Genomic DNA, 12,969 nt, shown 5'->3' with positions numbered 1-12,969 from the left:
CCAGGGCATCAGTGGGTTCAACCAAGGGGAGGGGAGGCGCCATGCGCCGAGGAGGTCCTTCGGTTCTCGGGATCGTGCTGGCCGGCGGTGAGGGCAAGCGGCTGATGCCGCTCACCACGGACCGGGCCAAACCCGCGGTCACCTTCGGCGGCACCTACCGGCTGGTCGACTTCGTGCTGTCCAACCTGGTCAACGCCGACGTGCTGCGCATCTGCGTGCTCACCCAGTACAAGTCGCACTCGCTGGACCGGCACATCACCACCACCTGGCGGATGTCCAGCCTGCTCGGCAACTACGTCACCCCCGTCCCCGCCCAGCAGCGCCTCGGCCCGCGCTGGTACCTCGGCAGCGCCGACGCCATCCTCCAGTCGCTCAACCTGGTCCACGACGAACAGCCCGAGTACGTCGCGGTGTTCGGCGCCGACCACGTCTACCGCATGGACCCCCGGCAGATGCTTCGCCAGCACATCGAGGGCGGCGCGGGCGTCACCGTCGCCGGTATCCGGGTGCCCCGCGCGGAGTCCTCGTCGTTCGGCGTGATCACGCCGGGCTCGGACGGCCGCATGGTGCAGCGCTTCCTGGAGAAGCCCACCGACCCGCCCGGCCTGCCGGACGACCCGAACAGCGTCTTCGCCTCCATGGGCAACTACGTCTTCACCACCAAGGTCCTCATCGAGGCCCTCCAGCGGGACGCCGAGGACGAGCAGTCCGCCCACGACATGGGCGGCTCGATCCTCCCCCAGCTCACCGGCCGCGGCGAGGCCCAGCTCTACGACTTCCACGACAACCACGTCCCCGGCGAGACCACCCGCGACCAGGGCTACTGGCGGGACGTCGGCACCCTCGACGCCTACTACGAGTCGCACATGGACCTGATCGCCGAGCGGCCCGCGTTCAACCTGTACAACACCCAGTGGCCGATCTACACCCACTCGGGCCAGCTCTCCCCGGCCCGGTTCAGCGCGGGAGGCATCGCCAGCGATTCCATCGTCAGCGCCGGCTGCCTCATCCGCGGCCAGGTCAGCCGCTCGGTGCTCTCGCCCGGCGTGCGCGTCGACCCCGGCGCCGTCGTCCAGGGCTCGGTGCTGCACGACAACGTGCGCGTCGGCCGGGGCGCGGTGGTGCGGGGTGCGGTGCTGGACAAGAACGTGGAGGTCCCGCCCGGCGCGACCATCGGGGTCAACCCGGACCGCGACGCCGAGCTGTACACCGTGTCCCAGGGCGGGGTGATCGCCCTGGGCAAGGGCCAACTCGTCACCTGACCCACCGCCGGAAACCGGCAGACCCCGCGACGCGCCGCCCTCGAACCGTCCCGGATGCCCGAGTTCACGCCGTTCGCCCCGCACGATGCAGGCAACGACGTCGAACCAGCGGAGGTCATCCGACATGAGAGGGACCCGGCGCACCCGGCTGTGCCTGGCCGGGGTGATGGCAGCGTCCGCGCTGGCCGCCACCCCCGCCCGCGCCGCCGAACCGTCCGACGGCCACCTCACCGATCTGGTCAACCCGTTCATCGGGACCCAGAACGAGGGCAACACCTTCCCCGGCGCCGCCGTGCCGTTCGGCATGGTGCAGCTCTCCCCGGACACCGGGCACAGAACGGGCTACGACCACACCCAGGACCACATCCGCGGCTTCTCCCTGCTCCATGTCTCCGGCGTCGGCTGCCCCATCGGCGGCGACCTCCCCGTCCTGCCCACCACCGGCGAGGTCACCGCCACCGACAACGCCCGCTACGCCGCCGCCTTCTCCCACGACGACGAGGAGGCGAGCCCCGGCTACTACCGCGTCGGCCTCGGCACCGGCATCCGCGCCGAACTCACCGCCACCGCCCGCACCGGCGTCCAGCGCTACACCTTCCCGGCCACGAAGCAGGCCAACGTCCTGCTCAACGCCGCCCAGTCGCTGCACAAACCGGGCGGCGCCGAGGTCGAGGTCCTCGACGACCGCACCGTACGCACGAAGATCTCCGGCCACGGCTTCTGCCGGGACACCGGCCCGTACACCGTGTACACCGTCACCCGGTTCAGCCGCCCCTTCACCGCGTACGGCGCCTGGGACTCCGGCGCGGTCACCGCCGGGGCGCGGACCGGGACGGGCGGGGCGTACGTCCGGTTCGACACCACCGAGGACCGTACGGTCGAGGCGACCACGGCGCTGTCGTACGTCGACGCGCGCGGTGCCGCCGCCAACCTGCGTGCCGAGGGCGGGACTTCGTTCGACACCGTACGTCGGCGGGCCCGCGAGGAGTGGGAGAAGCGGCTCTCGACCGTCCGGGCGCGTGGCGGGGACCCGGCGCTGCGCCGGACCTTCTACTCCTCGCTGTACCGCTCGTTCCTCGCGCCCAACATCGGCAGCGACGCCGACGGCCGCTACCTGGGCTGGGATCAGAAGCCGCACCGCGCGCGGGGCTTCACCTACTACCAGAACTGGTCCCTGTGGGACACCTACCGCACCCAGGCCCAGCTCCTCGCCCTGCTCGCCCCGCACGAGGCCCGCGACATGGCGCGCTCGGTGGTCCGGATCGACGAGGACGGCGGCTGGCTGCCCAAGTGGGGATACGGACCCGCCGAGACCAACATCATGACCGGCGACCCGGTGACCCCCTTCCTCACCACCGCCTTCCACCTCGGCCTGCTGAAGGGATTCGAGGACCGGGCCTACCAAGCCCTGAAGAAGAACGCCGACGGCGTGCCGCCCGCCACGTATCCGGGCGTCGGCCGGGAGGCCAACGCCGAGTACCTGGCCCACGGCTTCGCGCCCTACGTCAAGGGCCGCCCGTACGCCAAGGCCGGTGACTCCGACTACCACTTCGGCGCCTCCGTCACCCTGGAGTACGCCCTCTCCGACGCCATGCTCGCCCAGATGGCCCGCGCCCTCGGCCACCCGGACGACGCCGCCCGCTACGCCGCCCGGTCCCGGAACTACCGCAACCTCTTCGACCCCACGACCGGCTTCTTCCGCGCCCGCGACGCCTCCGGCGCCTTCACCGGACCGGCCGACCCGGCCAAGAGTGTGGGCTTCCACGAGGGCACGTCCTGGCAGTACCAGTGGCTGGTGCCGCAGGACCTGCCCCGTCTGATCGGCCTGATCGGCGGCAAGGAGGCGGCAGAACGGCGCCTGGACGCCTTCTTCGCCTACGACCGGCTCCTCGCCGACCCCGAGACGACGGCCCGCCAGGTGTGGGTGCACGGCAACGCGTACGACTACTACGGCGCCGACAAGTACAACCCGCAGAACGAGCCCGACCTGATCGCGCCCTACACCTACCTCTCCACCGGCCAGCCCTGGAAGACCACCGACGTGGTGCACGCGGCGCTGACCCTGTTCACCGACACCCCGGCCGGCATGACCGGCAACGACGACCTCGGCACCATGTCCGCCTGGAACGTGCTGTCGTCCATCGGTGTCTTCCCGGTCCAGCCCGGCTACGCCACCTGGGGCCTGTCCACCCCCGTCTTCGACCGCATCGACCTCACCCTGGACCGCCGCTACTGGCCCACCGGCGCCCTCACCGTCACCGCCCCCGGCACCTCGGCGGCCGACCGCTACATCCAGGGCGTCCGCACCGACCGCACCGCGCACGACCGCACCTACCTGACCACCCGCGCCCTGCGCTCGCTGCGGACGCTCGCGTTCACGGTCGGCCCGCGCCCGTCCGAGTGGGGTACGGCACCCGAGGCGGCGCCCCCGGCACTGAAGTGACCTCCGGGTCTGCCGAGTCCCGCCCTTTTCGGAGGGCGGGACTTTATCCGTTGTTAACTGTACGTAACCTGATCGCACTTGACCGTAATCAGGGTTCGGGGATTGACTCGGGGAAAAGCCCACCCGTCGACGACGCGAGGCACGCCCTTGACTTCCGATCTGCTCGCCCCTCTCGACCTCGCCTTCTGGAACATGGAGTCCGCCCGGCACCCCATGCACCTCGGCGCGCTCGGCGTCTTCGCCACCCAGTCACCCACCGCCGGAGCGCACGCCGCCGACCTGCTCGCCTCCCGCGCCGCCGCCGTCCCCGGCCTGCGCATGCGCATCCGCGACGTCTGGCAGCCCCTCGCCTTCGGCGGCGCCACCCGCGAGCCCGTCCCGGACTTCGACCCCCTGGACCACGTACGGCTGCACGCCCCCACCGACGACTTCCACGGCATGGCGGGACGGCTCATGCAGCGCCCGCTGCGACGCGGGCGGCCGCCGTGGGAGGCGCACGTACTGCCCGGCGCGGACGGCGTGTCCTTCGCCGTGCTGTTCAAGTTCCACCACGCCCTCGCCGACGGCCTGCGCGCCCTGAAGCTGGCCGCCTCCCTGCTCGACCCCGTCGACCTGCCCGACCCTGCCCCGCGCCCCGCCGAGCAGCGGCCCGGCCTGCTCTCCGAGGTGCGCGCGCTGCCCGGCCGCGTCCCCGACCTGCTCAAGGGCGCCGTCTCCGACCTGGGCCGGGCCCTGGACATCGGCGCCTCGCTGGCCCGCTCCACCCTCGGCATGAGCCCCGCCCCGGCCCTGACCTCCGCCCCCAGCGGCACCCGCCGCACCGCCGGGGCCGTGCTCGACATCGACGACGTGCACCGGGTCCGCAAGAGCGCCGGGGGCACGGTCAACGACGTACTGATCGCGGTCGTCGCCGGCGCCCTGCGCCGCTGGCTGGACCAGCGCGGCGACGGCAGCGAGGGCGTCGCCCCGCGCGCCCTCATCCCGGTCTCCCGGCGCCGCCCGCGCACCGCCCAGCCGCAGGGCAACCGGCTCTCCGGGTACCTGATGCGGCTTCCGGTCGCCGACCCCGACCCGCTGGCCCGGCTGGAGACGGTGCGCACCGCCATGGTCCGGAACAAGGACGCGGGCGCGGACCGGGGCGCCGGTGCCGTCGCCCTGCTCGCGGACCACGTCCCGGCGCTCGGGCACCGGCTCGGCGGGCCGCTGGTCGGACAGGCGGCGCGGCTCTGGTTCGACATCCTCGTCACCAGCGTCCCGCTGCCCGGCATCGGCCTGAAGCTCGGCGGTCACGAGCTGGCCGAGGTCTTCCCGCTCGCCCCGCTCGCCCCCGGCCAGTCCCTCGCGGTGGCGATCTCCACCTACCGGGGACGCGTCCACTACGGGCTGGTGGCCGACGCCCGCGCGGTGCCCGACCTCGACGTCCTGGCCCGCGCGCTCACCGCCGAGATGGAGACCCTGCTCACAGCCTGCGAGGTCTGACCTCGGCCGTTCCCGGCCCCGGGCCGCCCGCCGCCGGCGCGGGTTTGGTCCAGGGGCCGGGCGCTCCGTAAAATTCCCCGGCCGACAGCGGGTGCGCCCATGCCCCCGCGCGGGTGATCAGGGAAGCGGCAGCGCGATGACGGTGACAGAGGACGGCGCGGCGTCCACGGACGCGGTGTCCACGGACGAGATGGGCGAGCTGGTCTGGGGGCCGGGGATCGACCCGGAGCGCCTGGCCGTCTGCCTGAGCGTGCTGGAGGAGCTGGACCGGATCGACGTCGACCACCCCGACGCCATCCAGGTCCGCCGGGCCACCTCGCACATCTACCGCACGGTCAAGCAGCGCCGCCGCCAGGAGCGCCGGGCCGCCAAGACCGCGCACGACCGTACGGTCACCGAGGCCACCGCCACCGGCTCCGCCGAGCGCATCGACGACGAGACCGAGGGCATCCTGCCCACCTCCAAGATCGAGGCCGGCCGGATCGCGGGCATACTCCAGCGCCCCCGCTCCTGCTACATCTGCAAGCAGCGGTACACCGAGGTCGACTACTTCTACCACCAGCTCTGCCAGGGCTGCGCCACCGAGAACCGCGCCCGCCGCGAGGCCCGCGCCGACCTCACCGGCAAGCGTGCCCTGCTCACCGGCGGCCGCGCCAAGATCGGCATGTACATCGCGCTCATGCTGCTGCGCGACGGCGCCCACACCACGATCACCACCCGGTTCCCCAAGGACGCCATCCGCCGCTTCAAGGCGATGGAGGACTCCGCGGACTGGCTGCACCGCCTGGAGGTCGTCGGCATCGACCTGCGCGACCCGGCCCAGGCCGTCGCCCTCGCGGACCGGGTCGCCGAGGCCGGCCCGCTGGACATCCTGATCAACAACGCGACGCAGACCGTACGCCGGCTCCCCTCCGCCTACGCCGCGCTGGTCGACGGCGAGAGCGCCCCGCTGCCCGCCGGCGAGCTGCCCGCCCACCAGGTCATCGGCGCCTTCAACTCCGGCGCGGTCGACGGTCTGGCCGCCCTGCCCGTCGGCACCAGTGGACTGGAGGCCCAGAAGGTCGCCGACCTGGCCCTGGTCGCCGGCAACGCCAGCGTCGCCCGGCACCTGGACGGCACCGCGATCGACGCGGGCGGCCTGCTGCCCGACGTGGTCGACACCAACACCTGGGTGCAGTCCATCGAGCAGATCTCCCCGGTGGAGCTGCTGGAGACCCAGCTCTGCAACTACACGGCGCCGTTCATCCTGATCAGCAAGCTCCGCCCGGCCATGGCCGCCGCCGCGAAGCAGGCCGCCAAGGGGCGCGCGTACGTCGTGAACGTCTCCGCCATGGAGGGCGTGTTCGCCCGTGGCTACAAGGGCGCCGGCCACCCCAACACCAACGCGGCCAAGGCCGCGATGAACATGGTGACCCGGACCAGCGGCCAGGAGATGTTCGACACCGACCGCATTCTGATGACCTCGGTCGACACCGGCTGGATCACCGACGAGCGCCCGCACTACGACAAGCTCCGCCTGGCCGAGGCGGGCTTCCACGCCCCGCTGGACCTGGTCGACGGCGCCGCCCGCGTGTACGACCCGATCGTGCGCGGCGAGCACGGTGAGGACCTGTACGGCGTCTTCATGAAGGACTACGCGCCCGGCAAGTGGTGACGTAACCCGCCCTCCCGTACCTGACGGCGCGGCACCGGACCTCTCGGTCCGGTGCCGCGCCGTCGTATGACGGGGCATCGGCCGGGCACACGGACAACTAGGCCGAGTGGGTGAACCGACGGCCCCCGCAGGGGATGCGCTTTGCGGTAAACGGCCCCATATTAAGGGGGATTGAGGGGCTGCGGGCGGGCGGAAGTTACGTCTTGTTTGCATTCCCTATCGAGCGCGGGTCCGCTCATTTGGTTAATCTGGAGGTCCGGGACGCCCCCCAGGGTGATCCGACACATAAGGAGTGCGCGGTGACACCGGAGAAGACGACCAGCGAACAGGGCCCCGACGAACGCACGGAGCGACCCCGCCGCAGGCCCGGAGAACTCGGCAGCCTGGACGTGTGGGCCCGCTCCGCCCCGATCCGCCTGGCGGGCTACGAGGACGACCTCGCCGAGCCCCACATCCTGCCCAGCGTGGACTGATCCCCTTCCGCACCCCGCGATCGTCGGGCGCATGGGCGTGACAGACTCACGCCCATGCTCATCAGAGAAGCCGGGGCCGGTGACTGGCCCCGGATCTGGCCCGTCTGGCACCACATCGTCGCCGCAGGTGACACCTACACCTGGGACCCCGGCACCCCCGAGGAAGCCGCCCGCGCCCTCTGGATGAGCCCCGCCAAACGGGTGTACGTGGCCGAGGACGCCGACGGCACCCTGCTCGGCTCGGCCTACCTCACCCCGAACTACGGCGGACCCGCCGCGCACGTGGCCAACGCCGGCTTCATGGTCGACCCCGACCGGGCCGGACGGGGTGTCGGCCGGGCGCTCGCCGAGCACCTCCTCGCCGAGGCGAAGGCCCAGGGGTACCGCGCGATGGTCTTCAACGCCGTCGTCGAGACCAACCCCGCCGTCCGCCTCTGGACCTCCCTGGGCTTCACCATCCTCGGCACGGTCCCGGACGCCTTCGACCATCCCCGCGACGGGCGGGTCGGGCTGCACATCATGCACAAGGCGCTTTAGCTCAGCGGCGCCGTACGCGCCCAGGGGCGCAGTCGTTCCAGGTCCTCCGCCACCGCCAGCAGGTCCGCCTCCGTGCCCGGGCGGCCCACCAGTTGCACCGCGGCCGGGGCGCCGGTCGGCAGTGCGCCGAAGGGGACCGACATCGCGGGCCAGCCGGTGAGGTTCCAGACCGGGGTGAAGGGTGAACTGGCCGTGTTAACCGCTACGTTGGCGAGCCAGCTCCGCTCGTGCCAGGGCGCGGCGGCGGGGGAGCGGCGGGCCAGGGCCGGGGTGAGCAGCACGTCGTACTCGGTGAGGAACGGCAGCAGGCGGGCGCGGAGCCGGTCGCGGGCGTCGCCGGTGCGCACCGAGCGGACGAAGCGCCGGCCGATGGCCGCGTGCGTGCGGGTGCGCGGGGCCAGCCGGGCCGGGTCCAGCTCGGCCGAGTCCACCGCCGTACCGGCCGTCCAGTGCCGCAGCGCGGTCAGGCCGAGGTCGAGGGGGTAGGGCGGCTCGGCGCGCCGTACCGTGTGTCCGGCGCCGTTGAGCAGGCCCGCCGCCTCCCGGACCGCCGTGCGGAACGGCTCGCTCACGCTCACCCCGGCCAGCGGGCTGCGTACGGCCGCCGCGATGCGCCGGGGCGTGCGCTCCCCGGGCGCCGGGAAGGCGGTCTCCGCGAGGACCGCGAGCATCAGCCGCAGGTCCTCCACGGTGGTGGCCAGTGGACCGTTTTCCGACATGCCGAACCAGTCGCCGTGGCCGATGCCTGCCGGGACCACGCCGTGGCCCGGCTTCAGCGTCACCAGACCGCAGGCGGCCGCCGGGATGCGCAGCGACCCCATGCCGTCGTTGCCGAGCGCCAGCGGGACCAGGCCCGCCGCGACCGCCGCCGCGCTGCCCCCGGACGAACCGCCCGCCGTACGGGTGAGGTCCCACGGGCTGCGGGCCGTGCCGTGGACGCCCTCGGTGGTGCCGAACACGCACAGCTCGGGGACGTTCGTCAGACCGACCACCACCGCGCCCGCCGCGCGCAGCCGGGCCACGGTCACATGGTCGTCGGCGGCCGGGGTGTCCGGGGTCGCGGCCGAGCCGTTGCGGGTGGACTCGCCGCGTACGCCGAGGTTGTCCTTCACCGCCACCGGCACACCGGCCAGGGGGAGTTCGGCCAGGTCCGGGCGGGCGCCGACCTCGTCCGCCTCCGCCAGGGCCGCCTCAGCGCGCACGGTGCGGAACGCGCCGACCCGCCCGTCCAGCTCCGCGATCCGCGCGAGATGCTCCGCCACCACCTCCCGTGGGGTGACCCGCTTCTCGCGGACGGCGGCGGCGATCTCGGCGGCCGTACGGCCGACCCACGTACTCACGTGCACTCCTCGGGGACTTAAGGGCGCGCGGAGGGCGCGCACGGCAGCACTGTGCCCGCTCCCGCGCCCCACGTCGAGAGGGGTGCCGGGGCGGATCAGCGGGTCGTGCCGAGCCGGGTCGGGCGCAGGAAGTCCCGTACGTAGGTCCGCTCCCAGCAGGCGCCCGTCTCGCGCAGCTCGCGCCAGGTGGTGAAGCGGTAGCGGAAGAGACGGGCCCGGATGAAGCGGGGCGGGGCGCCGGGCGGGAAGGGGGAGCGGCGCAGCAGGCGCAGGGTGTCGCGGTCGTCCTCCAGCAGCTTCTCCACCAGCTTGCCGAACCAGTCCCCGGCGTAGGCGGGCGACAGCGCGGCGAACCACATCAGCCAGTCCAGCCGCAGATGGTAGGGGGCGAACTGGCGCGGCCAGCGGCGGGGGTCGCCGGGCTTGCCGTGGAACTCGTACGCGCGCCAGTGTCCGTCCTCGCTCGGGCGCTCGTCGTCGGTGCCCTCGATCACCACCTCGTAGCGGACCCGGCTGACGCTGCCGAACGCGCCGTAGGTGTTGACCAGGCGCAGCGGGTCGAAGGAGCGGTTCATCACCTGGCGCCGGGAGACCATGTTCAGCACCGGGCGGGAGCTGAGGGCGAGCAGGACCACGCCGACGGCCAGCACCAGCACCTCGTACCAGAGCGGCGCGGCGGGCACGGCGGGCGCGTCGGTGGGGAGCCGGAGCGCGGACAGGGCGAGCACGATGGTGATCCAGTTCAGCCAGGAGAAGTTCCCGGAGAGTACGAGCCACAACTGAGTCACGATCATCAGGGCGGCCGCTGCCGAGGCGATCGGCTGCGGGGTGAACAGCAGCACCGGGACGACGAGTTGGGTGACGTGGTTGGCGGCCACCTCCACCCGGTGCAGCGGCTTGGGCAGATGGTGGAAGAACCAGCTCAGCGGGCCCGGCATCGGCTGGGTCTCGTGGTGGTAGTCCAGACAGGTCAGCTTCCGCCAGCAGGTGTCCCCACGCAGCTTGATCAGGCCCGCGCCGAACTCCACCCGGAACAGCACCCAGCGCAGCAGGAACAGCACCACCACGGGCGGAGCCACCTCGTCGTTGCCGAGGAACGCCGCGAGGAAGCCGACCTCCAGCAGCAGGGTCTCCCAGCCGAACGCGTACCAGGTCTGCCCCACGTTCACGATCGACAGGTACAGCGCCCACGGCACCAGCCACAGCGGAATCCCGGCCCACAGCGGCAGCAGCGAGTCCGCCCCCGCCAGCAGTGCCGCCGACACCGCGCAGCCCGCCCAGGCGCAGCCGGCGAAGAACCGGTCCGAGTAGTACGCGTGGAACAGGCTCGGCGACTCCCTGAAGGGCACCCGCGCGAGGTAGCGCGGCACCGGCAGCAGCCCGCGCTCGCCCAGCAGCGGCCGGAACTGGCGTACCGCCGCCAGGAACGCCACCAGATAGAGCGCGGCCAGCCCGCGCTGGAACACCAGTCGGCTCAGCCAGTAGTCGGGGGCGGTGAACCACTCCATCGCGCTCGCGCTCCTGCCTCCACGGCGGCCGCCCGGCCGGGGCCGTTCCCCACCCGACGCATCCGCCCGACCTTCCGTGTACCGCGCCGCCCGGCCCGCATAACCCGTACGGGCCGGGCGGGCACACCCTGCCACGCCCCACTCGAAGATTCGGACATTTGCTGGCAAGGTGGGCCCATGGCTGATCGGGGTGCGAGTGCCCTGTCACTCCCGGAGAACCGGCCCGCCGCCCCGGACACGATCCTGGCGCTCAACCACATGGGCAGCTTCGACTGGGACCTGGACGCGGGCCTGTTCCACATGGACGCCCGCGCCCACGAGATCTTCGACCTGAGCCCCGACGAATACGACGGCCGGGCGACCTCCCTGGCCGTCCGGGTCCCCCCGCCGGACGCGGCCAAGCTGGACGCGGCGGTCGCCCGCGCCATCAAGGACGGCAGCGAGACCTACGGCGCCTACTTCCGCGTCCGCCGCCGCGACGGCACCGTCCGCTGGGCGCACAGCCAGGGCGCCATCCAGCGCGACGGCTCCGGCCGCCCGCGCCGGGTCGTCGGCCTCGTCCGTGACGCCACCCAGGAACTCGCCGCCAGCCCCGCCCGCGCTCCGCGCACCGCGCAGGAGGAGGCGTTCCGCCAGCAGACCAGCGTCGTGGAGGCCGTCTCCGCCGCGCTCGCCCACGCCCGCAGCGTCCAGGACGTCATCGACGCCCTGAAGGACACCCACGGCATCCGCCACCTCGGCGCGGCCAGCGTCGTCATCGGACTGGTGGAGGCCGGCCGCATCCGGCTGGTCGCGGAGGGCCCCACCGAGAGCTTCGTGCCCGGCACCCGCGTCACCCGGATCGACGAGCCCTACCCGATGAGCGAGGTCGTGCGCACCCTCGTCCCCCGCTTCATCGAGTCGCCCGAGGAGTTCGCCGAGGAGTACCCGATCCTCTGGCCGCACATCACCGAGCTGCACATCACCTCCGCCGCCTACCTCCCGCTGATCGCCCAGGGCCGCCCCCTCGGCGCCATGGGCCTGCTCTACAGCGACCGGCGCGGCTTCTCCGCCGAGGAACGCGCCGTCCTGGTCGCCCTCGGCAGCAGCATCGCCCAGAGCCTCCAGCGCGCCATGCTCTACGAGCAGGAGAAAGACCTCGCCCAGGGCCTCCAGCAGGCGATGCTGCCCCGCACCATCCCCAGCGTCCGGGGCGCCGACGTGGCCGTGCGCTACCGCGCCGCCGCCCTCGGCCGGGACATCGGCGGCGACTGGTACGACCTGATCCCGCTGCCCGGCGGCCGGGTCGGCGCCGTCATCGGGGACGTCCAGGGCCACGACACCCACGCCGCCGCCGTCATGGGCCAGCTCCGCATCGTGCTGCGCGCCTACGCCGCCGAGGGGCACACCCCGGCCACCGTGATGGCCCGCGCCTCCGTCTTCCTCGACGAACTGGACACCGACCGCTTCGCCACCTGCCTCTACGCCCAGGCGGACCTCTCCACCGGCGTCGTTCAGATCGTCCGCGCCGGCCACCTCGACCCCCTGCTCCGGGACGCTGACGGCACCACCCGGCGCATCGACGTCGAGGGCGGGCTGCCACTCGGCCTCTCCGCCGAGTTCGGCCGTCTGGAGTACCCCGTCGCCACCCTGGAGCTGGACCCCGGCCACACCCTGCTGCTGTGCACCGACGGCCTGGTCGAGCAGCCCGGCGCCGACCTGGACGACGGCATGCGGGACCTCGCGGAACTCTTCGCCGCCGGCCCGGACGACGTACGCGAACTCGCCGGGCGCCTGATCGCCATGGCCGAGGAACGTGGCGGCGAGGACGACGTGGCGCTGCTCCTGCTGCGCCGCCGGGAGCCGGAGGAACCCCGAGCGCGCGGCCGGCTCCGCCAGCACGTCGCCCCCGGCGACCCCGACGCCCTCGCCCGCGCCCGGCATCTCATCGGTGCCGAGGTGCGCGCCTGGGGCGCCGGGGAGAGGGCCGACGAGATCGAACTCGTCGCCGACGAGCTGATCACCAACGCGCTGATGCACACCGAGGGCTCCGCGATCGTCACCCTGCGCCTGCTGACGGGCGGCGAGCGGCGGCTGCGCGTCGAGGTGGAGGACTCCTCCAGCGCGCTGCCCCGCCGCCGCGAACCGCAGGACGACGGCGTCTCGGGGCGCGGACTGCTCCTGGTCGACATGCTGGCCGACGCCTGGGGCGTGGAGGCGCGCGGCGGCGGCAAGGCCGTGTGGTGCGAGTTCCGGATCAACCCGGACGGCTGACCGCCGACTGTCACCGCCGG

General features: G+C 73.1%; 9 protein-coding genes. 7 read left to right on the top strand and 2 right to left on the bottom strand.

Annotated features, from left to right (window positions below):
* Positions 1-41 precede the first annotated feature (41 nt).
* The 6 genes from glgC (at position 42) to OG448_RS03360 (ending at position 7,848) form a co-directional block, all read left to right on the top strand.
* Entirely contained in the window at positions 42-1,262 is a 1,221-nt protein-coding gene (gene glgC / locus OG448_RS03385) for a glucose-1-phosphate adenylyltransferase (protein WP_391293908.1), read from the top strand.
* Positions 1,263-1,386: 124 nt separating this feature from the next.
* Entirely contained in the window at positions 1,387-3,705 is a 2,319-nt protein-coding gene (locus OG448_RS03380) for a GH92 family glycosyl hydrolase (RefSeq protein ID WP_405551434.1), read from the top strand.
* Positions 3,706-3,852: 147 nt separating this feature from the next.
* Positions 3,853-5,184, top strand: a complete 1,332-nt coding sequence (locus OG448_RS03375) for a wax ester/triacylglycerol synthase family O-acyltransferase (protein WP_405551433.1) — start codon at positions 3,853-3,855, stop codon at positions 5,182-5,184.
* Positions 5,185-5,320: 136 nt separating this feature from the next.
* Positions 5,321-6,838 carry an SDR family NAD(P)-dependent oxidoreductase gene (locus OG448_RS03370; protein ID WP_405551432.1) on the top strand — a complete coding sequence of 506 codons (1,518 nt, stop codon included), beginning with the start codon at positions 5,321-5,323 and terminating at the stop codon, positions 6,836-6,838.
* Positions 6,839-7,137: 299 nt separating this feature from the next.
* Entirely contained in the window at positions 7,138-7,311 is a 174-nt protein-coding gene (locus OG448_RS03365) for a hypothetical protein (protein WP_346009706.1), read from the top strand.
* 54 nt (positions 7,312-7,365) lie between these two features.
* Positions 7,366-7,848, top strand: a complete 483-nt coding sequence (locus tag OG448_RS03360) for a GNAT family N-acetyltransferase (protein WP_405551431.1) — start codon at positions 7,366-7,368, stop codon at positions 7,846-7,848.
* Here OG448_RS03360 and OG448_RS03355 read toward each other — a convergent pair.
* Positions 7,845-9,188, bottom strand: a complete 1,344-nt coding sequence (locus tag OG448_RS03355; RefSeq protein ID WP_405551430.1) for an amidase — start codon at positions 9,186-9,188, stop codon at positions 7,845-7,847. The genes OG448_RS03360 and OG448_RS03355 overlap by 4 nt on opposite strands.
* A gap of 95 nt (positions 9,189-9,283) precedes the next feature.
* A complete protein-coding gene (locus tag OG448_RS03350; RefSeq protein WP_405551429.1) occupies positions 9,284-10,696 on the bottom strand; it encodes a lipase maturation factor family protein in 1,413 nt (470 codons plus the stop codon).
* Positions 10,697-10,873: 177 nt separating this feature from the next.
* Between OG448_RS03350 and OG448_RS03345 the strand changes: the two genes are divergently transcribed.
* On the top strand, positions 10,874-12,949 hold the full coding sequence (locus OG448_RS03345) for a SpoIIE family protein phosphatase (protein ID WP_405551428.1): 2,076 nt from the start codon (positions 10,874-10,876) through the stop codon (positions 12,947-12,949).
* The last annotated feature ends 20 nt before the right edge of the window (positions 12,950-12,969 follow it).

The organism is Streptomyces sp. NBC_01171 (genome assembly GCF_045039805.1).
In the GTDB taxonomy this organism is placed as follows: Bacteria; Actinomycetota; Actinomycetes; order Streptomycetales; family Streptomycetaceae; genus Streptomyces.
This window is presented reverse-complemented; position numbering and strand designations above follow the sequence as displayed.

Excerpts from the sequence above, each read along its gene's own strand:
- OG448_RS03345 (WP_405551428.1), top strand. The coding sequence starts at position 10,874 with ATGGCTGATCGGGGTGCGAGTGCCCTGTCACTCCCGGAGAACCGGCCC.
- OG448_RS03350 (WP_405551429.1), bottom strand. The coding sequence starts at position 10,696 with ATGGAGTGGTTCACCGCCCCCGACTACTGGCTGAGCCGACTGGTGTTC.
- OG448_RS03370 (WP_405551432.1), top strand. The coding sequence starts at position 5,321 with ATGACGGTGACAGAGGACGGCGCGGCGTCCACGGACGCGGTGTCCACG.
- glgC (WP_391293908.1), top strand. The coding sequence starts at position 42 with ATGCGCCGAGGAGGTCCTTCGGTTCTCGGGATCGTGCTGGCCGGCGGT.
- OG448_RS03380 (WP_405551434.1), top strand. The coding sequence starts at position 1,387 with ATGAGAGGGACCCGGCGCACCCGGCTGTGCCTGGCCGGGGTGATGGCA.
- OG448_RS03360 (WP_405551431.1), top strand. The coding sequence starts at position 7,366 with ATGCTCATCAGAGAAGCCGGGGCCGGTGACTGGCCCCGGATCTGGCCC.